Origin of the sequence: Diaphorobacter nitroreducens (genome assembly GCF_002214645.1) — a bacterium.
GTDB classification, from domain to species: Bacteria; Pseudomonadota; Gammaproteobacteria; order Burkholderiales; family Burkholderiaceae_C; genus Diaphorobacter; species Diaphorobacter nitroreducens.
In genome coordinates this window covers 3775217-3796551 of record NZ_CP016278.1, presented here as the reverse complement: position 1 = coordinate 3796551, position 21335 = coordinate 3775217, and the positions used below count along the sequence as shown (strand labels likewise).

The following is a 21335-nucleotide window of genomic DNA, read 5'->3' as shown; positions in this document are numbered from 1 at the left end:
AGCGCCCCCTCGCGGAGACGCGATTGACGGGCATGGTGCTCGCCCATTGGTTCGACGGGCGCAGCAGCCGACCGCGCGCGGTGCAGGTGCGGCTGCTGCCCGCGCCCGACGGCCCCGCGCTGGAACTGCATGTGCCCGGTGCGCCGCCGCGCCGCTTTGCCCACCGCGCCGTGACCTGGCCCGAGGCCTGGAACGCCCGGCGTCCGCAACCAAAACTCGTGGCCGATCTGGGCGACGACGGCAGCCTGGAGATCGACGACCCCGCCGCCTGGCAGGCCGCGCTGGATGCGGCCGGCCACCGGCCGGGGTTGGCGCAGCGCATGCAGACGCGCTGGGGCGTGTTTGCCGTCGTCCTGGTGCTGGCCGTGGCCGGGTTGTTCGCGTTCTACCGCCACGGCACGCCCTGGCTGGCCGCGCAGCTCACGCGCCATGTGCCGCTGGCCTGGGAGGTGGCGCTGGCCCAGAGCGCGCTGGCGCAGATGGACGCGGGCACGCTCAAACCCACCACGCTCACGCCTGCGCGCCAAGCCGCGCTGCGTGCACGTTTCGATGCGCTGCTGGCCGCTTCGCCCGCGGCGCTGCAGCGCTATGGCGGTTACGCGCCGCACTACACGCTCGCGTTCCGCTCCGGCCTGGGGCCCAATGCCTTCGCCTTGCCCGGCGGCACGGTGGTGATGACCGATGCGCTGGTGGAAACCGCCCGCGCGCAACGCCTGGACGACGACGCGCTGGTGGGCGTGCTGGCACACGAGATCGGCCATGTGGCCCACCGGCATACCACGCGCATGCTCGTCGAGCAGGGGGTGCTGCAGGTGGGTCTGGGGCTGGCGCTGGGTGACGTGTCCGGCCTGGTGGCCACGGGCAGTTCGTTGCTCACGGGCCTGGCCTACAGCCGCAGCCATGAGCGCGAGGCCGACTGCCACGCGCTCGCACTGATGCGCCATGCCGGCCTGCCCACCGCACCGATGGGCGACCTGCTGTTGGCCATGCTGCGGGACGAGGATTCCACAACCCCCTCCCCGCAGGCCGGCAAGGCCCCTCCCACGCCCGAGGACCCGCCGCAATCCCACGGCCTGTGGACGCTGCTGAGCACCCATCCGGACACGCTGGAGCGCGCCACCGCGCTGCGCGCCGGCCGTGCGCCGTATTGCTCCTGAGCGCTCCTGAAAAAAGAGCTGCCAGCGCTTGACTGGCAAGGGCTGGCAGCTTTTTTGGCATAAAAGTGTGAAGCGCGCCGATAAGCCGGATTCTGTGCACTGCGGTTGCCCGCAGCGTGACCGCCATTAATCTGGGCCGGGTGTCACCACCACGGCTCGGTGCTACCTACCCGCCAGCTCCGCGGAACCACGTCAACGCTGGCCTACTTGGTATTGCTGCGCGTAGAGATTGCCCGTTTCACCCCCAGTGGTCTGCCTTCGCAGGCACTCCCCCGGGACTCGTCTCTGTTGCTCTGATCCTCACCTCACGGTGGGCAGCCGTTAGCTGCTACGCTGTCCTGTGCAGTCCGGACGTTCCTCCAGTGCCTGGTTTCCCAGATTGCACCAGCGGCGGTCTGGCGTGCTTCACGGGCGCAATTATCCGCGTTTCTCCGCTGCGGCGCGCGGCCGGCGCGCTCAATGCGCGGGCAACAACTGGAAGATGTTGTAGGCGATGAGCAGCAGCGCGCCCACGATGCCCACCATCATCAGCGCCGGGCCCCAGCGCGACTCGCGCGCCGAGAAACCGATCAGCATCAGCGCACAGCTCGCGGTGAGCATGAGCATGGTGGTGTGCAGCAAGGTCATGGCGCAGGAGGGAAAGTGAAGACGAGACCATTGTCGCGCGCGCACCCGACCGATGGCGCAGGCAGGCGCGCACGCGCCGGCAAATCTTGATGCATATCAATCGAGCCGGCCCGCAGGCGGACGATTCACGCCGGCGCCATATCCACAGCGGGAATATCCATATCGCGACGCCGCTGAACGACTCCCCCACAATGGACGCCTCTCCCGCTTTGCCGGATTCCCACCCTCTACCCTGGAGACACCATGCGAGTCGACAACATCCTGCACACCATCGGCAACACTCCCCATGTGCGCATCAATCGCCTGTTCGGCGCGGGTGCCAACGTGTGGGTGAAGTCCGAGCGCGCCAACCCCGGCGGTTCCATCAAGGACCGCATCGCCCTGGCGATGGTCGAGGCGGCCGAGCGCAGTGGCGCTCTGCAGCCCGGCGGCACCATCATCGAGCCCACCTCGGGCAACACCGGCATTGGCTTGGCGCTGGTAGCGGCCGTCAAGGGCTACCAGCTGGTGCTGGTGATGCCTGACAGCATGTCCATCGAACGCCGCCGCCTGATGCTGGCCTACGGCGCCCGCTTCGACCTCACGCCCAAGGAAAAGGGCATGAAAGGCGCCATCGCCCGCGCGCAGGAACTGGTGGCCGCGACACCCGGCAGCTGGATGCCCCAACAGTTCGAAAACCCGGCCAACGTCGAAGTGCACATGCGCACCACGGCGCAGGAAATCGCCGCCGACTTCCCCGACGGGCTGGACGCACTCGTCACCGGTGTGGGCACGGGCGGGCACATCACGGGCGTGGCGCGCGTGCTCAAGGCGCAGTTTCCGCAACTCAAGGTGTTCGCGGTGGAGCCTTCGCAATCGCCCGTGCTGTCGGGCGGCCAGCCCGGCCCGCACCCCATCCAGGGCCTGGGCGCGGGCTTCGTGCCGCAGATCATGGACACCAGCCTGCTGGACGGCGTGATCCAGGTCGAGGCCGAGCCCGCGCGTGAATACGCCCGCCGCGCCGCGCGCGAGGAAGGGCTGCTGGTGGGCATTTCCTCCGGCGCCACACTGGCCGCCATTGCCCAGAAGCTGCCCGAGTTGCCCGCGGGCGCGCGGGTGCTGGGCTTCAACTACGACACCGGCGAACGCTATCTGTCGGTCGAGGGTTTCCTGCCCGCCTGACGCACCTTTTTGACAAGGCCCCGCAAGGGGCCTTTTTTATGCCTTGCCGCCAACGCAACGACGCGGCATGTTCACGCACCGGCATGGTCCACCGTCCTACAGCCGCGTGCCGACCGCCAGGGAAACAATGCCCCATCGCCCTCCGCTGCCGCGCTGCGGTGCGCCCCCCGGCAGCGGGCCGGCATTGGATTTCCCCATGACTCAGAACCCGCCTTCTTCCTCCCCCGTCGCGTTCAAGGTGCTGACCGTGAACGTGCACAAGGGGTTCACGTCCTTCAACCGCCGCTTCATGTTGCACGAGTTGCGCGAGGCGGTGCGCCAGGTATCGGCCGACCTCGTGTTCCTGCAGGAGGTGCTGGGCACGCACCAGCGCCATGCGGGGCGCGTGACCAATTTCCCACAGGAGCCGCACTACGAGTTCCTGGCCGACTCCATCTGGACGCAGTACGCCTATGGCCGCAATGCGGTCTACACCGATGGCCACCACGGCAACGCATTGCTGTCCAAGTTCCCGATCGTGCACTACGAGAACCACGACATCTCGGTCAGCGGCCCGGAGCGCCGCGGCATGCTGCACTGCGTGCTGCAGCCGCCCCAGCATTCACGGCCGGTCCATGCCATCTGCGTACACCTGGGCCTGCAGGAGGCGCACCGCCAGCAGCAGTTGCGCCGCGTGTCCGCGCTGGTGCATTCGTTTCCCACGCAGGACCCGGTGATCGTCGCGGGTGACTTCAACGACTGGCGCGGCCGCGCGCACGACGTGCTGCAGCGCGAAGCCGGCCTGCATGAAGTGTTCGTGCAAGCCTGCGGGCGTGCCGTGCGCACCTTTCCCGCATCGCTGCCGCTGCTGCCGCTGGACCGCATCTATGTGCGCGGCACCTCGGTGCACACGCCGATGAGCCTGCCGCGCAGGCCCTGGAACCGCCTGTCGGACCATGCGCCGCTGGCCGCGGAGATCCTCCTGTGATGCGCCCGCGCCCGTCCTCGCGCTGGATACCCGGCAACCACTTTCGCCTGCTGGAGAACGGCGAGGAGTTCTTCCCGCGCGTGTTCGAGGCCATTGCCCAGGCGCAGCGCGAGGTGATGGTGGAGACCTTCATCCTGTTCGACGACCACATCGGCCAGGGGCTGCACGCGGCGCTGCTGCAGGCCGCGCGGCGCGGCGTGTCGGTGAACCTGCTGGTGGACGGCTTTGGCTCGCCCGACCTGCCTGATCATTTTGTCGACAGCCTGGTGCAGGCGGGCGTGCGTTTTCGTGTGTTCGACCCAGGGCGGCGCCTCTTCGGCCAGCGCCTGAACCTGCTGCGGCGCATGCACCGCAAGATTGTGGTGGTGGACGGCACGCTGGGCTTCATCGGCGGCATCAACTACTCGGCGGACCATGTGGCGGACTTCGGCCCGCAGGCCAAGCAAGACTATGCCGTCGAGGTGCATGGCCCCATCGTGGCGCACATGCACCGCTTCACCCGCACGGCGGTCCTGCCCCCGTCTGTCCAGCGCACCCACCGCCACGAACCGCTGCCGCAGCTGCCCGCAGCGGGCTCAGCCCACGCCATGTTCGTCACGCGCGACAACCACCGGCATACCAACGACATCGAGCGCCACTACCGTATCGCCCTGCGCGCCGCGCGCGAGCGAGTGGTGATCGCCAACGCGTATTTCTTCCCCGGCTACCGGCTGGTGCGCGAACTGCGCCGCGCCGCGCGGCGCGGGGTGGACGTGCGCCTGATCCTGCAGGGCGAACCCGACATGCCCATCGTGAAGACCGCGGCCGGCCTGCTGTACGACCACCTGCTGCGCGCGGGGGTGCGCATCTACGAGTACTGCGAGCGCCCGCTGCACGGCAAGGTGGCGCTGGTGGACCGCGAGTGGTCCACCGTGGGCTCCAGCAACCTCGACCCCCTCAGCCTGTCGCTCAACCTGGAGGCGAACGTCGTCATCCGCGATGCCTCCTTCAATGCGCTGCTGTATCAGCGCCTGTCGCGCCTGATGCAGCGGCACTGCCGCCAGGTGGAGCCCGCTCCGCGCGGCGCCTGGGAGGCACTGCGCCTGCTGCGCGGCTACTGCGTGTACCACCTCATGCGCTGGTTTCCCGCCTGGGCGGGCTGGCTGCCGCGACACGAGCCCGCCATCGCCGTCATGCAGGCCGAGCCGCCCGCTGACCAAACGGCGCGCGCGTCCTGAGGCAAGGCAGCCCATGCACGGCCCTGCCACTTCGCCTGTCCACACCGCGCACCGCCGTCGCCGCAGCGGGTGGCGCCGCTTACGGGGCTGGCGCTGGCTGGCCGGCGTGGCCATGGCAGCGGTGGCCGCTCTGGTGGTGTGGCTGCTGGTGCGCCAGGGCCTGCAGGTGGACTGGCCCAGCGTATGGCAGGCGCTGCGCGCGCTGCCTGTGCCCACGCTGGCTGCAGCCGCGGCCCTGGCCTGGGCCGGCCACCTGGTGTACGGGTGCTTCGACCTGTTCGGTCGCCACGTGGTACGCCACGGGCTGGGCGCCGCCCGCACCATGGGCGTCACGCTGATCGCCTACCCCTTCACGCTCAACCTGGGCTCGCTGATCGGCGGCGCTTCGGTGCGCTACCGGTTGTATTCGCGCCAGGGCTTGGACGTGGGCCAGATCGCGCAGGTGATCAGCCTGTCCATCGCCACCAACTGGCTGGGCTACTGCGTGCTGGCCTGTGCGCTGTTCTGGGCCTGGACACCGCCGCTGCCCGAGGGTTGGCGTATGGGCAGCGGCCAGCTCCCTTGGTTGGGCACGGTGCTGGCCTGCGTCGCGCTGGGCTACCTGGCGCTGTGCGCGCGGCGCGGCGGGCACCGACCGCTGATGCTGCGCGGGCGACGCCTGCCGCTACCGACCTGGCGCGTGGCGCTGCTGCAGTTGGTGCTGTCGTGCACCCACTGGGCGTTGATGGCCGCGTCCGTGTGGGTGCTGGCGCGCCAGCAGGTGCCCTACGCCGCGGCGCTGGCCACGGTGCTGCTGGGCGCGGTGGCCGGGCTGGTCTCGCGCATCCCCGCCGGCCTGGGTGTGCTGGAGGCCGTGGGCACGGCCGTGCTGGCCGTGCACCTGCCCGTGAGCCAGGCGCTGGCCGTGGTGCTGGCCTTCCGCGCGGTGTACTACTTCGCGCCGCTCGCGCCCGCGGCGCTGGCCCTGCTGGCGACCGAGCTGTGGTGGCGGCGGCATCAGCCGACCACCAGTTCTCAAGCAAAATCAGCCCCTAGCGCTTTTCAGACAAGCGCAAGTCGCTATTAATACAATAGCAAATTGAGTTCTCCGCACCGGTCATGGCCGTGCGGCGCTCCCTTATGATCGCCCTCCTCTTTGGCACCGCCCGATAGTCACGGGCCGCACCCCATGATCCGCCTCTCCGAAATCAAGCTGCCGCTGGCAGCCCTGCCCGCCGGCGCCTACGACGCCGACACCCACCCCGACGCCCTGCTGCGCGCCCAGGCCGCACAGGTGCTGGGCGTGCCCGAGTCCGCCATCGCCGCCCTGCACGTGCACAAACGCAGCTTCGACGCGCGCAAGGCCGACCTGATGGCGGTGTACATCCTGGACCTGCAGCTCGCGGATGCGTCCCAGGCCGGCGCCCTGCTGGCACGCCATACCGGCCACCCGCACATCCAGCCCACGCCCGACATGGCCTGGCGCCCGGTGGGCTGCGCTGGCAAAGCGCCCGCACAGCGCCCGGTGGTGGTGGGCTTCGGGCCCTGCGGCATCTTCGCGGCGCTGGTGCTGGCGCAGATGGGGTTCCGGCCCATCGTGCTGGAGCGCGGCAAGCCCGTGCGCGAGCGCACCAAAGACACCTGGGGCCTGTGGCGCAAGCGCGAACTGAACCCCGAGTCCAACGTGCAGTTCGGCGAAGGCGGCGCCGGCACCTTCAGCGACGGCAAGCTCTACAGCCAGATCAAGGACCCGCGCCACCTGGGCCGCAAGGTGATGGAGGAATTCGTCGCAGCGGGCGCCCCGCCCGAGATTCTGTACGTGGCCCACCCGCACATCGGCACCTTCAAGCTGGTGAAAGTGGTGGAGTCGCTGCGCGCGCAGATCATCGCGCTGGGCGGCGAAGTGCGCTTCGAGCAGCGTGTGGACGACGTGATCATCGAAACCGACACCGCCGGCCGGCGCCACCTGCGCGGCCTGCGCGTGCGCGATCTGGCCAGCGGCGCAGTGCAGGAGCTGCGCGCCGATCACGTGGTCATGGCCCTGGGCCACAGCGCGCGCGACAGCTTCGCCATGCTGCACACGCACGGTGTGGCCATGGAGGCCAAGCCGTTCTCCGTGGGCGTGCGCATCGAGCATCCGCAGAGCGTGATCGACCGCGCGCGCTGGGGCAAGCATGCGGGCCACCCGCTGCTGGGCGCGGCCGACTACAAGCTGGTGCACCACGCCAGCCATGGGCGCACCGTGTACAGCTTCTGCATGTGCCCCGGCGGCACCGTGGTGGCCGCCACCAGCGAGCCCGGGCGCGTGGTCACCAACGGCATGAGCCAGTATTCGCGCGCCGAGCGCAACGCCAACGCCGGCATGGTGGTGGGTGTAGACCCGCAGGACTATCCGCGCGACCCCGCGGCCTTCGAGGCCGCGCTGGGCGCAGCCCACGGCGTGGACACGTTGCCCACCGGGCAGGTGCATCCGCTGGCCGGTATCGTGCTGCAGCGCCAGCTGGAGTCGAACGCCTATCGCCTGGGCGGCGGCAACTACAACGCCCCGGCGCAGCGCGTGGGCGATTTTCTGGCGCGCCGCGCGTCCACCGCGCTGGGGGACGTGCAGCCGTCGTACAAGCCCGGCGTCACACTGGTCGGCATGGACGACGCCCTGCCCGCCTTCGCCACCGAGGCCATGCGCGAGGCCCTGCCCGCCTTCGGCCGCAAGATCCGTGGCTACGACATGCACGACGCGGTGCTGACGGGCGTGGAAACGCGCACCTCGTCGCCGCTGCGCATCGGCCGCGGCGACAACTTCCAGAGCCTGAACACCGCCGGCCTGTACCCCGCCGGCGAGGGCGCGGGCTACGCGGGCGGCATCCTCTCGGCCGGCGTGGACGGCATCAAGGTCGGCGAGGCCGTGGCCTGTGCGATGCTGGGCCTGCCGCTGCCCTCCTCGGGCACGCGCGGTTCGGGTGGGGCGGCCTGAGCCGGGGCCAGTTCACTGCGGCGGCGCCTTTCTCCAGACCGGCGGAAGGCTCCACGAATACCGCAACGCCAGAAGACGCACGGCCAGGCAGACCGACGCAGCAAACCAGGGCGTCAGCGTCACCCACCATTCCATACGCTGCCCCATCACCTGGATCGCCGCCGCCAGCAATGCCGGAAGCGCGTAGATCTCCTTGTGCAGGATGATCGGTACGCGGTTGAGCAGCACGTCGCGCACCACGCCGCCGCCGACGGCCGTCACCATCCCCAGGAGGATGGCCAGCTCGGCGTTGTGGCCGTGGAGCAGTGCCTTGTGGGCCCCGACCCGATGGTAAGCACCGCGTTGTCCATGGGTGAGATCTCGCGCGAAACGATGGTCTGCAGGCGCAGCGTCGTGGACGCGGCCATGATGACTGGGTCGATGGACGTCTGCGGCTGCGAGCCGTGCGAGCCGCGTCCGAACAGCCGGATCTTCAGGCTGTCGCCCGCCGACAGGATGACGCCCGGCCGGTAGCTCACGGTACCGCTGGCCCCCACCATGACGTGTTGCCCCAGGATGATGTCCGGCCGGGGAAAGCGCGCATCATCCCAATCGGCAACCATGCTGCTGGCGCCCCGGCCCACTTCCTCGCCCGGCTGAAAGACCACCAGTACGGTGCCCGTCCATGCGTCGCGGTGCTCAGCCAGCACGCGGGCGGCACCCATCAGCCAGGTCACGTGCAGGTCAATGGCCACAGGAATGGGCCACACCCACCTCCGCACCGTCCTCATCGGCAGCACGCACGGTGCTGGCATAGGGCAGGCCCGTGTTCTCAGCCATGGGCAGCGCATCCATGTCGGCGCGCAGCATCACAGTAGCGCCGGTGCCATTGCGCAGCACTCCCACGACACCGGTGACGCCGATGTCTCGCGCAACCTCATAGCCGAGCGCCTCCAGGTAATCTGCCGCGATGCCCGCGGTGCACACCTCCTGCATGGAAAGCTGGGGATGCTGGTGCAGATCCTTGTAGATGCCTTCCAGCTCCGCCAGCAGCGGGCCGCTGCGGCTCCTGAGTGCCTCGGCGAGTGGGTTCATGGACGGCTCCCGGCTTGGTGTGCGTGTGCAACTGTGCCGCATTCTGTCTCCGCACGACACCACCGTCCGAGGCCGATACGCAAAACACTACTGGCAGCACACGAATGCCGCTGGAGGCAGGCGGCGCAGCGCGATGCGGCTGGAAATGCCCGCTCCGACGCCAAGCTGAGGGATCAAGAAGGTGCCGCGGATCGTCGCTCAGGAGCCTGAGGAAGGACGAGAGGTGCGATCCCGCACGGCACCCCAGTGCCGTGCGGGTGCGCCCGGTTACAACCGAGAGGCCATCTCCGGCACGGCCTGGAACAGATCGGCCTCCAGCCCATAGTCGGCCACCGCAAAGATCGGTGCCTCCGGGTCCTTGTTGATCGCCACGATCACCTTGCTGTCCTTCATCCCTGCCAGGTGCTGGATCGCCCCCGAGATCCCCGCCGCGATGTACAGCTGCGGCGCCACGATCTTGCCCGTTTGCCCCACCTGCAGGTCGTTCGGAGCGTAGCCCGCGTCCACCGCTGCGCGGCTGGCGCCAATGGCCGCGCCCAGCTTGTCCGCCAGCGGGGTCATGACTTCGTTGAACTTCTCGCTGCTGCCCAGCGCCCGGCCGCCCGAGACGATGATCTTGGCGGCGGTGAGCTCGGGCCGGTCGCTCTTGGTGACTTCACGTCCGGCAAAGCTGCTCTTGCCGGCGTCGGGCACGGCGGCGGTGGTTTCCACCGCGGCGCTGCCGCCCGTGGCGGGCGCCGCGTCAAAGCCGGTGCCGCGCACGGTGATGACCTTGACGCTGTCCGCGCTTTGCACGGTGGCGATGGCGTTGCCCGCGTAGATGGGGCGCTCGAAGGTGTCGGCGGAGATCACTTTGGTGATGTCGCTGATCTGCGCCACGTCCAGCTTGGCGGCCACGCGCGGGGCGACGTTCTTGCCGCTGGCGGTGGCCGGGAACAGGATGTGGCTGTAGTTGCCGGCGATGGCCAGCACCTGGGCGGCCAGGTTCTCGGCCAGGCCGTCCTTCAGGCTGGCGCCGTCGGCGTGCAGGACTTTGGCGACGCCGGCGATTTGGGAGGCGGCCTGGGCGGCGGCCTGCGCGCCTTCACCGGCGACGAGCACGTGCACGTCGCCCCCGCAGGCGAGTGCGGCGGTGACGGTGTTCAGGGTGGCGGCCTTGAGGCTGGCGTTGTCGTGTTCTGCAATGACGAGTACGGTCATGTTGTTTCTCCTGTCCTGCCTTTAGATGACCTTGGCTTCGTTCTTGAGCTTGTCCACCAGCGTGGCGACATCGGGCACTTTCACGCCGGCGCCGCGCTTCGGGGGTTCGGCCACCTTGAGGGTCTTGAGGCGCGGGGCCACGTCCACGCCGAGGTCTTCGGGTTTGACGGTGTCCAGCGGCTTTTTCTTGGCCTTCATGATGTTGGGCAGCGTGACGTAGCGCGGCTCGTTCAGGCGCAGGTCGGTGGTGATGACGGCCGGGGTGGTCAGCTGCAGGGTTTCCAGGCCGCCGTCGACTTCGCGTGTGACGCTGACCTTGTCGCCGGCCACTTCGACCTTGCTGGCGAAGGTGGCCTGGGGCAGGTCGGCCAGGGCCGCCAGCATCTGGCCGGTCTGGTTGGCGTCGTCGTCGATGGCTTGCTTGCCCAGGATGATCAGGCCCGGTTGCTCTTTGTCCACCAGGGCCTTGAGCAGCTTGGCCACGGCCAGGGGTTGCAGCTCGGCATCGGTCTCCACCAGGATGCCGCGGTCGGCGCCAATGGCCATCGCCGTGCGCAGCGTTTCCTGGCATTGCGCCACGCCGCAGCTCACCGCGATGACTTCCGTGGCCACGCCTTTTTCTTTGAGCCGCACCGCCTCTTCCACGGCGATTTCGTCAAAGGGGTTCATGCTCATCTTCACGTTCGCGATGTCTACGCCCGTGCCGTCCGACTTCACCCGGACCTTCACGTTGTAGTCCACCACGCGCTTGACGGGGACGAGGATTTTCATAACAAGTCTCTTTCTGCTGGGTTATCGGAGCATGCCCGCCAGGCGCTGGGAGATCAGCGCTTCGGCCTGGGACATGATGGAGTCGATGAGCTGCTGCACGGTGGGCACGTCATGGATCAGCCCGGCAACCATGCCGCAGGACCACACGCCGGCCTGCATGTCGCCCTGCTGCATGATGCGCGGGTAGACGCCGGCCACCTCGGGCGCAATGTCCGCGAAGGTGATGGCGGCGCCCAGTGCGCGCTCCTTGTCCAGCACGCGCTCGGTGGCGCTGTTGGTGAGCACGCGCTCGGTATTGCGCAGCGGGCGCATGATGAGCCGCGTATCCAGTTCGGAGGCCGCAACGATCGCCTGCTTGACGTTCTCGTGCACCGGCGCTTCCTGGGTGGCGATGAAACGCGTGCCCATGTTGATGCCGTCAGCGCCAAGCGCCAGCGCAGCCACCAGGCTGCGCCCATCGGCCATGCCGCCCGAGGCGACGAAGGGGATCTTGAGTTCTTCGGCAGCGCGCGGCAGCAGGATGAAGTTGGGAATGTCGTCCTCGCCCGGGTGGCCGCCGCATTCAAAGCCGTCCACGCTGATCGCGTCGCAGCCGATGGACTCGGCCTTGAGCGCGTGGCGCACCGAGGTGCACTTGTGGATGACCTTGATGCCGGCCTCCTTCAGCGCGGGCATCCACTTCTGCGGGTTGTTGCCTGCCGTCTCGACGATCTTCACGCCGCCCTCGATGATCGCCTTCACATAGCCCGGGTAGTCGGGCGGATTCACCGACGGCAGGAACGTGAGGTTCACGCCAAACGGTTTGTCGGTCATCGTGCGGCAGCGTGCGATCTCCTGCGCCAGCAACTCGGGCGTCTTCTGCGTCAGGCCGGTGATGATGCCCAGCCCGCCGGCATTGGAGACGGCTGCGGCCAGCTCGGCATACCCCACGTGGTGCATGCCGCCCTGGAGGATCGGGTGCTCTATGCCGAAGAGCTCGGTGATGCGGGTCTTCATGGCGCGCTCGCTCAGTCGTTGGCGATGCCCTTGTCGCGGATCACCTGGCCCCAGCGGGTGTAGTCCTGCTGCACGCGCTGGCCCATCTGGGCGGGGTCCATGAAATGGGCAATGGCCCCGGCGCCCAGCAGGCGGTCCTGCACTTCCTTCTCGGCCAGGATCTGGCGCACCTCATGGGCCACGCGGTCCACGACGGCCTTGGGCGTGCCCGAGGGCGCCACCAAGCCGCCCCAGGATACGGCCTCGTAGCCCTTGAAGCCTTGCTCGGCAATGGTCTTCACATCGGGCACCACGCCCACGCGCTGGGGCGATCCCACGGCGATGGCGCGCAGCTTGCCGGCCTGGATGTGCGGCAGCGCGGCGATGAGGTCCGAGTACATCACGGGCACCTGGCCGCCGATGGTGTCGGTGATGGCAGGGGCGCTGCCCTTGTAGGGCACGTGCTGCATGTCGAAGCCGCCCATCTGCTTGAGCAGTTCCATGCTCAGGTGGCCGAAGCTGCCCGTGCCCGAGCTGGTGTAGTTCATCGGCACCTTCTGCGCCTTGGCATGCTGGATGAGCGAGCCCAGGTCGGTCACGTTAGGCAGCTGCGTGGGGTTCACCACGACCACGATGGGCAGGTCGTACACCATGGCCACGGGGGTGAAGTCCTTCACCGTGTCGTAGCCCGCCTTCTTGTACAGGTGAGGCGCCAGCAGCGTGGGGGTGGCCAGCATCATCAGCGTGTAGCCGTCGGCCGGGCTCTTGGCGACCTGTGCGGCAGCGATCGAGCCGGAGGCCCCCGCGCGGTTCTCCACCACCACGGGCTGCTTGAGGCGGTCGGCCAGCTTCTGGCCCACGATGCGCGAGGCCGTGTCGGTAGGTCCGCCCGCCGGGAAGGGGACGATCAGCTTGACCATCTTGTCGGGCCAGGCGGCCTGCGCCATGGCTCCGCCGGCCACACTGGCGAGCAGGGGCGCGGCGGCCAGGGCCAGTGCGGTGCGGCGGGTGATTGCAGAAAATTTCATGACGTCTCCTAGAATAAAAAATGGTTCCAGCGCTGACCCATCAAGCGCTGGCAGCTATCTTTTAGATAGCTCACTGCGGTGGCAGCGTCAGCACGCCCTGCGCCTGCAAGGCCTGCAACTGCTCATCGCTGAGCGCCAGCAGCCGGTGCAAGACCTCACGCGTGCCCTCTCCCAGCGTGGGCGGGGCATTGCGGATCGGCAGGCGCTGGCCGTCCAGCCGGTACGGCGGTGCGAACACCGGTGTGGTGCCCTCGACGGGGTGCGGCATGTCCTGCACCAGGCGGCCGCGGCGCGTGCGCTCGCTGGTCAGCGCTTCGTGCAGGCCTGCCACCTTGCCGCAGGGGATGCCGGCCGCGGTCAGGCGCTGCAGCAGCAGGTCGCGCGGGAAGGTGGCGATCAGCTCCTTGAGCATGGGACCCAGCTCCAGCCGGTGCTTGGCACGGTTCACGTTGGTGGCGAAGCGCGGGTCCTCGACGATGTCGGGCCGCTCGATCACCTGGCGGCAGAACTTGTCGAACTGCGCGTTGTTGCCCACCGCAATGATCAGCGGGCCGTCAGCGGACTCGTACATGCCGTACGGCACGATGGACGGGTGCGCGTTGCCGTAGCGCTCGGGGTCGTGACCGAGCTTGAGCGCGTCCAGGCCGTAGTAGCCGGTGATGGTGAGGCCGCAGTCGTACAGCGCCATCTCGATCAGGCGCCCGCGCCCCGTTCTGCTGCGCTGGAACAGCGCCGCCAGCACGGCCTGGCCGGCGTACATGCCGGTCATCAGGTCCACCACGGCGACACCGAACTTCAGCGGCGGCGTGCCCGCCTCGCCGTTGAGCGCCATGAGGCCGGTCTCGCCCTGGATCACCAGGTCGTAGCCGGGGCGCTTGGCCTCGGGGCCGCTGGTGTCGTAGCCGGCCACGGCGCAGTAAATCAGATCCGGCTTGATCGCCTTGAGCTGCTCGTAGCCCAGGCCCAGCTTCTCGGCGCCGCCGGTCTTGAAGTTGTGGATCACCACGTCGCACTGCGGCAGCAGCTCGTGGACGATCTTCAGCCCCTCGGGGCTTTGCAGGTCGAGGGTGATGGACCGCTTGTTGCGGTTCATGCTGTTGTAGTAGGTGGTCTCGGTCTTGCCGATGCGCATGCCCCAGTCGCGGGTATCGTCGCCGCGGCCCGGGTGCTCCACCTTGATGACCTCGGCCCCCAGGTCCGCCAGTACCTGGCCGCACAGCGGCCCGGCGAACACGCGGGAAAGATCAAGCACCCTCACGCCGTCGAGCGGAAAGTCGATGTCGTGGGTCGGTGCGTTGGATGCCATGGGCTTGTCTCCTTGGATATCGGCCAATACGAAAATCAGTGCGCGCCGCGCAGTTTCGTGTAGTCGGGTGCGCGCTTTTCCAGAAAGGCCCCGATGCCCTCGCGCGATTCGGCGGTCTCCTGCGCGCGCACCATGCACTGCGCCTCCAGCTCCAGCTGCTGCTCCAGCGTGGTGCGCGGCGCGGCGCGGCACAGCTCCTTGATGCGGGCCATGGTCCACGCGGGGCCGCTGGCCACCTGCGCGGCCAGCGCCACCGCATCGGCCAGTGCGTGCCCGGGCTCGGACAGCCGGTTCACCGGGCCGAGCTGGTGCAGGCGCTCGCCGCTGATGCGCTCACCCGTCAGGCACAGCTCGGTCAGCACCTGGCGCGAGACGAACTCGGCCAGGAAAGCCGTGGCGCCGCCGTCGGGCGTGAGGCCCACCTTGACGTAGGCCACGGAGAACACCGCGTTCTTTGCCGCCACCAGCATGTCGCAGGCCAGCGCCAGCGACAGGCCGGCGCCCGCGGCCGCGCCCTCCACCGCGGCGATCACGGGCTTGGGGCAGTCGCGCACGGCGCGGATCAGGTCGTGCAGGCCTTCCAGCTTGGCGCGGCGCTCCGCGATGGGCAGCTCGCGGCGCTTGGCCAGCTGGCGCAGGTCGCCCCCTGCGCAGAAGTGCCCGCCCTCACCGGTCAGCACCACGGCGCCGATGGTGGGGTCTGCCACGGCGTCCACCAAGGCCTGGGTGACGGCGGCATAGAACGCGGGCGACAACGCATTGCGCGCCGCCACATTGTTGTGGGACAACACGAGCACGGCGCCTTCGCGGCGGGTGCGCAGGACGCCGTCTGGCGCGCCATCCAGGGCTTTGTCGGTCACGGGCATCTCCTATGCTATTTATTTTGTAGCTATCCGCGCTTGATGCGCAATGGCTCGTGGCTATTTTTATGCTTAACCCCCTCTTCCAACGAAGAAGGGGCTCCAGAGAACCGCCTCAGGCCGCCAGGGCCATGAAGCGCTGCAGGTGGTGGTCCTCGTCGCCAAACTGGTGGTCGATCATCACCAGGCGCTTGGCGTAGTGCGCCAGCGGCAGTTCCCAGGTCATGCCGATGCCGCCGTGCAGCTGGATGCTCTCCTCGGCCACCAGCGTGCCCACGTAGCCCACGGTGTACTTGGCGGCGGACAGCGCCCGGTCGCGCGCGGCCCCCTGGGCGTTGTCGATGGCGTCGGCGGCGTTGATCACGGCCGAGCGCGCCTGCTCGACTTCCAGCAGCAGGTCGGCCATGCGGTGCTGCAGGGCCTGGAAGGTGCCGATGGCCACGCCGAACTGCTTGCGCGTGCGCAGGTATTCCAGCGTCTGGTCCTTGGCCACGTCCATCGCGCCCAGCGACTCGGCGGACAGCGCCAGCAGCGCATAGCCCGCGATGTGCTGCAGCACGGCGTGGCCCTCGCCCTCGGCGCCCAGCAGCGCATCGGCCGGCAGTTGCACATTGTTGAAGGTGAGTTCGGCCGCACGGCCGCCCTCGAAGCGGTTGTAGGCGCGCTTGGCGATGCCGGCCGCGTTGCCATCGACCAGGAACAGGCTGATGCCGGCCTCGTCCAGCGGCCCGCAGGCCGTGCGTGCCGAGACCAGCAGCAGGTCGGCCTTTTCGCCGAAGGCCACCACGCCCTTGGCGCCGTTCAGCTCCCAACCGCCGGCCGTGCGTGCGGCAGTGGCGGTCACGCGGTTCAGCTCGTAGTGGCCGCCGGGCTCGTCATGCGCCAGCGCGGCGATGGCGGTGCCGGCCACGAGGTCTTCCAGCCGCGCCTTCTGCGCGTCGCTGCCCGCGGCGATCAGCGCCTGGCCCACCACCAGCGCGCCCAGCAGGGGTTCGGCCACCAGGCCGCGGCCCAGGCTCTCGAACACCACGCTGATGTCAAAGCCCGCGCCGCCAAAGCCGCCTTCGGACTCGGGAAACAGCGCGCCGATGGCGCCCAGTTCGGCCAACTGCGCATACAGCTGCGGGCTGTGGCCCTCGTCGCCATAGGCGATGCGGTTGCGCGCCTCGATGGCGTACTGCTCGGAGACGAAGCGGCCGAGCGTGTCCGCCAGCATGCGGCGGTCTTCGGTGTGTGCGAAGTTCATGTGCTTTTCTTCCCGCGCGATCAGGTCACAGGCCCAGGATCATCTTGGAGATGATGTTCTTCTGGATTTCGTTGGAGCCGCCGAAGATCGACAGCTTGCGGTAGTTGAAGTAGCTGGCCGCGGCGGTGGCGGCCTCGTCGATGCCGCCCACGGGCGCCTCGTTCCAGCCCTCGTACTGGGCCTCGTCGATGTAGGGCACGGCATACGGCCCCATGGCGCGGCGGATCAGCGACAGGATTTCCTGGCGGATCTCGGTGCCGCGGATCTTCAGCATGGAGCTTTCCGCACCGGGCACGCCGCCGCCGGCCACGGCGGCGATCACGCGCAGGTTGGTGGTCTTCATGTTTTCCAGGTCGATCTCCACGCGCGCCATGCGCGCGGCGAACAGCGGGTCCTGGCTCAAAGGCTTGCCGTTCTTATGTACCTTGGCGGCGATGACCTTGAGCTTGGCCAGCGCCGAGATGCAAAAGCCCACGCCGGCGATACCGGTGCGCTCATACGTCAGCAGGTACTTGGCGTAGGTCCAGCCCTTGTTCTCTTCGCCGACCAGGTTTTCCACGGGCACCTTCACGTCGGTGAAGAACACCTCGTTGACTTCCTTGTCGCCGTCCAGCGTGCGGATGGGGCGCAGCTCCACGCCGGGCGCCGTCATGTCCACCAGCAGGAAGCTGATACCGGCCTGCGCCTTGGCTTCCTTGTTGGTGCGCACCAGGCAGAAGATCATGTTGGCGTGCTGGCCCTGGGTGGTCCAGGTCTTTTGCCCGTTGACGATGTAGTGGTCGCCGTCGCGCACGGCCGTGGTCTTGACCGAGGCCAGATCCGAGCCCGCGCCAGGCTCCGAATAGCCCTGGCACCACCAGTCATCGCCGTTCAGGATGCGGGGCAGCCAGTACTTCTTTTGCTGCTCGTTGCCGTACTTGATCAGCACCGGGCCGAGCATGTTCACGCCAAACGGCACGATGCGCGGGCCGCCGGCCAGCGCGCATTCGGTGTCGAAGATGAACTTCTGCACCGCGCCCCAGCCGGGGCCGCCGTGCTCCTGGGGCCAATGGTTGGCCAGCCAGCCGCGCTCGTTGAGGATGGCGTGCCATTCCTCCTGGTCTTCCTTGGTCAGGCGCTGGCCGGCCTTGACCTTGGCGGCGATGCGCGCGGGCAGCTTGTCTTTCAGGAACGCACGCACTTCGTCGCGAAATGCCTGCTCCTCGGGGGTGAATTGCAGATCCATGGGAGTCTCTTCAGAAAATTTCAAACAGCCCGGCCGCGCCCTGGCCGCCGCCGATGCACATGGTCACCACGGCCCATTTCACGGACGGGTCCTTGGCCTTGCGGCGCTGGCCTTCCAGCAAGACGTGGCCGGCCAGCCGCGCGCCCGTCATACCGAACGGGTGGCCGATGGAAATCGCGCCGCCGTTGACGTTCAGCCGCTCCATGGGAATGCCCAGTTGCCGCTGGCAATACAGGGCCTGCGAGGCAAAGGCCTCGTTCAGCTCCCACAGGGCGATGTCTTCGACCTTCAGGCCCGCGCGCTCCAGCAGGCGCGGCACGGCGAACACGGGGCCGATGCCCATCTCGTCGGGCTCGCAGCCCGCCACCGCAAATCCGCGGAAGGCGCCCAGGGCCTGCAGGCCGCGGCGCTCGGCCTCCTTGGCTTCCATCATCACGCAAGCGGCCGAGCCGTCGGACAACTGCGAGGCATTGCCCGCAGTGACGAACTTGCCCGCGCCCTTCACGGGCTCCAGCTTGGCCAGGCCTTCGAGCGTGGTGCCGGGGCGGTTGCAGTTGTCCATGGTGGCGACCACCTCGCGGTAGGTCACCTCGCCGGTTTCCTTGTTCTTCTCGGCCATGGTGGTGGCGCAGGGCACGATCTCGTTGTCGAACACGCCACTGGCCTGCGCGGCCGCCGTGCGCTGCTGGCTTTGCAGCGAAAACGCGTCCTGGTCCTCGCGCGTGATGCCGTAGCGCTGGGCCACCACGTCGGCGGTGTCGATCATCTCCATGAACAGCGCGGGCTTGTGCTCCACCAGCCAGGGGTCCAGGTGCGAAGCGCCGCTGCGGCCGGCGGGGTTCATGAGCGAGATGCTCTCCACGCCGCCGGCGACCATGGCGGGCACGCCCTCCAGCACGATGCGCCCCGCGGCCACGGCGATCGCCTGCAGGCCCGAGGAGCAGAAGCGGTTGATCACCGTGCCGCCCACCGTCACCGGCAGGCCGGCGCGCAGCGCAGTCTGGCGGCCGATGTTGCGGCCGGTGGTGCCCTCGGGGTAGCCACAGCCCCAGACCAGGTCTTCGATCAGGCCGGGGTCGATGCCGGCGCGCTGCACGGCAGCCTGCACCGAGAAGGCCCCCAGCTGGGCGCCCGGGGTTTGGTTGAATTCGCCGCGGTGCGACTTGGTCAGCGGCGTGCGGGCGGTGGAAACGATGACGGCTTCGCGCATGGCGGGTCTCCTGGGTGTCTCGGGATGCTGTGTTTTTGATAGCTGCTAGCGCTTGTTCAACGGGCCCTCAAGCATGAAAACCCCTTGAAACCTTTGAATGACAAGCGCTGGCAGCTCCTGTTTTTGATAATCGGCCAGAGAATCAAGCTGCCTTGTTCAGGCTGTCGAAGTTGCGGCCCTCGGCCACCAGCTGTTCCAGCAGCGGCGCGGGCTTCCAGAACAGCGGGTCTTCCTTCTCGAAGGCGCGGATGTCGGCCAGCACCTTGTCCAGGCCCGTCATGTCGGCCCACTTCATCGGGCCGCCGCGCCAGCGCGGAAAACCGTAGCCGGACAGGAAGGTCACGTCCACATCCAGCGGGCGCAGGGCAATGCCCTCTTGCACCACCTTGGCGCCTTCGTTGACCATGGCGGCCATGTAGCGGCGCATGATCTCGTCGGCCGTGAATTGGCGCGGCGTGATGCCCTTCTTGGCGCGCTCGGCGTCCACGATGGCCAGCACCTCGGGGTCGGGCTGGCCCACGCGGGCGCCCTGCGGGTAGAGGTAAAAGCCCCGGCCGGTCTTCTGGCCGAACCAGCCGCGCTCGCAGACGCGGTCGGCCACCTCGACGTAGCGGGCCTGGGGGTCGCGCGTGGCGGCGCGCCGCTTGCGCGTGGCCCAGCCGATGTCGCCACCGGCCAGGTCGGTCACCTGGAACGGGCCCATCGCAAAGCCGAAGCCGCGCACGGCCTCGTCGATCTCGTAGGGGCTGGCGCCGTCTTCCATCAGGTAGTCAGCTGCCTGCTTGTACACGGCCAGGATGCGGTTGCCGATGAAGCCGTCGCACACGCCGGCGCGCACGGGCACCTTCTTCATCTTCTTGGCCAGCGCGAAGGCGGTGGTCACCACGTCGGGCGCCACCTTGGCGGGCACCACGATCTCCAGCAGCTTCATGATGTTCGCCGGGCTGAAGAAATGCAGGCCGATCACGTCCTGCGGGCGCGAGGTGACGGCGGCAATCGCGTCGATGTCCAGGTACGAGGTGTTGGTGGCCAGCACCGCGCCCGGCTTGCAGACGCGGTCCAGCTCCTTGAACACGGCCTTCTTGACCTCCAGGTCCTCGAATACGGCCTCGATCACCAGGTCCACATCGGCGATATCGTCGTAGCGGGTGCTGGGCGTGTAGCGCGCCAGGATGGCGGCCTTGCCTTCCGCGGTCATGCGGCCCTTGGCGATCAGGCCGTCGTAGACCTTCTCGACGTTCTTCTGGCCGCGCGCGATGGATTCGGCGTCGCGCTCGATCATGGTCACGGTGAGGCCGGCGTCCAGCGCGGCCACGGTGATGCCCGCGCCCATGGTGCCGCCGCCGATGATGGCGATCTTGGCGAAGTGGCGCGGCGCGGCGGCCTGCGCCTCGGGGATCTTGGCGGTCTCGCGCTCGGCGAAGAACGCGTGCACCAGGCCCTGGCGCTGCGGGCTGTTCAGGCATTCGACGAACAGCGCGCGCTCCTTGGCGATGCCCTCGTCGAACGGCAGCTCCACAGCGGCTCGCACGCATTCCACGATCTTGCCGGGCGAAAACAGGCCGCGTGTCTTCTTGGCGGTCTCAAGCGCCAGCGCGTCCAGCTCGGCCAGCGCGGCGGCCTGGTCGGCAATCTTCAGGTCCCGCGTGCGGCGCGGTTGCGCGCCCTGGGCCAGCAGCTCGTTGGCGTAGGCCAGGCCGGCGGCCACGGGGTCGGTGCCCTCCACCAGCTGGTCCACCAGGCCCGCCGCGGCGGCGGCCTTGGCGCTCAAATGCTTGCCGCTGAGCATCAGCTCGGCTGCCGCCTTCACGCCCATCAGGCGCGGCGCGCGCTGGGTGCCGCCGGCGCCGGGCAGCAGGCCCAGGTTCACCTCGGGCAGGCCCAGGCTGGCCGCGGGCAAGGCCAGGCGGTAGTGCGCAGACAGCGCCACTTCCAGCCCGCCGCCCAGCGCGGCGCCGTGGATGGCGGCGACCACCAGCTTGCCGCAGGACTCCAGGCGGTTGCACACCTCGGGCAGCGACGGCGGCACCGGGGGCTTGCCGAACTCGCGGATGTCGGCACCGGCGATGAAGGCCTTGCCCTCGCCCACGATCAGCAGGGCGCGCACGGCGGCGTCGCCCTCGGCCTGCTCCACCGCGGCCAGCAGGCCGGCGCGCACAGCATGCCCCAGGGCATTGACGGGCGGGTTGTTGATGCTGACCACCAGCACCGCGCCTTCGCGGCGGGTCTGGACTTCAGGGGCCTGGGCGGCAGGGCTCATGCGTACGTCTCCGGTGTCTCGTAACGGAAAAGTCGCATTCTTGTTCTGATAATGGTTCTTTACAATCCACAGTCAAATTGACAGAGCGTCAAATCTTTTTG

18 protein-coding genes, 1 other RNA gene and 1 pseudogene are annotated in these 21335 nt (G+C 68.6%); 6 read left to right on the top strand and 14 right to left on the bottom strand.

The annotated features are described in order from the left end of the window. Positions 1–32 precede the first annotated feature (32 nt). The gene (locus BA022_RS17765) at positions 33–1157 is read left to right on the top strand and encodes a M48 family metallopeptidase (protein ID WP_088888325.1); all 1125 of its coding nucleotides are present in this window, start codon (positions 33–35) and stop codon (positions 1155–1157) included. A 65-nt stretch (positions 1158–1222) separates the two neighbouring features. On the opposite strand, the gene rnpB is transcribed toward BA022_RS17765, so the two are convergent. Both rnpB and BA022_RS19380 read right to left on the bottom strand, forming a co-directional pair. Next, positions 1223–1564, bottom strand: an RNA gene (gene rnpB / locus BA022_RS17760) — RNase P RNA component class A. Positions 1565–1613: 49 nt separating this feature from the next. Beyond that, positions 1614–1784 (bottom strand): hypothetical protein, encoded by a 171-nt coding sequence (locus tag BA022_RS19380; RefSeq protein ID WP_015914283.1) that lies wholly within the window; start codon positions 1782–1784, stop codon positions 1614–1616. 243 nt (positions 1785–2027) lie between these two features. On the opposite strand from BA022_RS19380, the gene cysK reads away from it, so the two are divergent. The 5 genes from cysK (at position 2028) to BA022_RS17735 (ending at position 8079) form a co-directional block, all read left to right on the top strand. Then, positions 2028–2945 (top strand): cysteine synthase A, encoded by a 918-nt coding sequence (cysK, locus tag BA022_RS17755; protein ID WP_011806815.1) that lies wholly within the window; start codon positions 2028–2030, stop codon positions 2943–2945. Positions 2946–3141: 196 nt separating this feature from the next. Next, positions 3142–3912 carry an endonuclease/exonuclease/phosphatase family protein gene (locus BA022_RS17750; RefSeq protein WP_187305987.1) on the top strand — a complete coding sequence of 257 codons (771 nt, stop codon included), beginning with the start codon at positions 3142–3144 and terminating at the stop codon, positions 3910–3912. After that, entirely contained in the window at positions 3912–5129 is a 1218-nt protein-coding gene (gene clsB / locus BA022_RS17745) for a cardiolipin synthase ClsB (protein WP_088888324.1), read from the top strand. The genes BA022_RS17750 and clsB overlap by 1 nt, the downstream gene beginning before the upstream one ends. 13 nt (positions 5130–5142) lie before the next feature. Next, entirely contained in the window at positions 5143–6195 is a 1053-nt protein-coding gene (locus BA022_RS17740) for a lysylphosphatidylglycerol synthase transmembrane domain-containing protein (RefSeq protein ID WP_088888323.1), read from the top strand. 102 nt (positions 6196–6297) lie between these two features. Next, entirely contained in the window at positions 6298–8079 is a 1782-nt protein-coding gene (locus BA022_RS17735) for an NAD(P)/FAD-dependent oxidoreductase (RefSeq protein WP_088888322.1), read from the top strand. A 12-nt stretch (positions 8080–8091) separates the two neighbouring features. On the opposite strand, the gene BA022_RS17730 is transcribed toward BA022_RS17735, so the two are convergent. The 12 genes and pseudogenes from BA022_RS17730 to BA022_RS17675 form a co-directional block, all read right to left on the bottom strand. After that, the gene (locus BA022_RS17730; protein WP_302076988.1) at positions 8092–8343 is read right to left on the bottom strand and encodes a trimeric intracellular cation channel family protein; all 252 of its coding nucleotides are present in this window, start codon (positions 8341–8343) and stop codon (positions 8092–8094) included. Positions 8344–8399: 56 nt separating this feature from the next. After that, positions 8400–9153, bottom strand: a pseudogene (locus BA022_RS17725) (amidohydrolase); the annotation flags it as partial. Between the two features lie 267 nt (positions 9154–9420). Then, the gene (locus tag BA022_RS17720; protein ID WP_088888321.1) at positions 9421–10353 is read right to left on the bottom strand and encodes an electron transfer flavoprotein subunit alpha/FixB family protein; all 933 of its coding nucleotides are present in this window, start codon (positions 10351–10353) and stop codon (positions 9421–9423) included. A gap of 21 nt (positions 10354–10374) precedes the next feature. Beyond that, on the bottom strand, positions 10375–11124 hold the full coding sequence (locus BA022_RS17715) for an electron transfer flavoprotein subunit beta/FixA family protein (protein WP_015914289.1): 750 nt from the start codon (positions 11122–11124) through the stop codon (positions 10375–10377). Between the two features lie 21 nt (positions 11125–11145). Then, entirely contained in the window at positions 11146–12120 is a 975-nt protein-coding gene (locus tag BA022_RS17710) for an NAD(P)H-dependent flavin oxidoreductase (protein WP_011806823.1), read from the bottom strand. Positions 12121–12131: 11 nt separating this feature from the next. Further along, positions 12132–13127: a Bug family tripartite tricarboxylate transporter substrate binding protein gene (locus tag BA022_RS17705; protein ID WP_011806824.1), complete on the bottom strand. Its 996-nt coding sequence runs from the start codon at positions 13125–13127 to the stop codon at positions 12132–12134. Between the two features lie 70 nt (positions 13128–13197). Further along, positions 13198–14433, bottom strand: coding sequence for a CaiB/BaiF CoA transferase family protein (locus BA022_RS17700; protein WP_011806825.1), 1236 nt, complete (start codon positions 14431–14433; stop codon positions 13198–13200). Positions 14434–14468: 35 nt separating this feature from the next. Beyond that, positions 14469–15299 carry an oxepin-CoA hydrolase, alternative type gene (locus tag BA022_RS17695; RefSeq protein WP_088888320.1) on the bottom strand — a complete coding sequence of 277 codons (831 nt, stop codon included), beginning with the start codon at positions 15297–15299 and terminating at the stop codon, positions 14469–14471. Positions 15300–15408: 109 nt separating this feature from the next. Next, complete coding sequence (locus BA022_RS17690; RefSeq protein ID WP_088888319.1) at positions 15409–16539, bottom strand: acyl-CoA dehydrogenase family protein; 1131 nt, start codon at positions 16537–16539, stop codon at positions 15409–15411. A 25-nt stretch (positions 16540–16564) separates the two neighbouring features. Further along, positions 16565–17764 (bottom strand): acyl-CoA dehydrogenase family protein, encoded by a 1200-nt coding sequence (locus BA022_RS17685; protein ID WP_088888318.1) that lies wholly within the window; start codon positions 17762–17764, stop codon positions 16565–16567. Between the two features lie 10 nt (positions 17765–17774). Continuing rightward, positions 17775–18974: an acetyl-CoA C-acyltransferase gene (locus BA022_RS17680; RefSeq protein ID WP_011806829.1), complete on the bottom strand. Its 1200-nt coding sequence runs from the start codon at positions 18972–18974 to the stop codon at positions 17775–17777. 142 nt (positions 18975–19116) lie between these two features. Further along, positions 19117–21234 (bottom strand): 3-hydroxyacyl-CoA dehydrogenase NAD-binding domain-containing protein, encoded by a 2118-nt coding sequence (locus BA022_RS17675; RefSeq protein ID WP_088888317.1) that lies wholly within the window; start codon positions 21232–21234, stop codon positions 19117–19119. Positions 21235–21335: the final 101 nt, after the last annotated feature.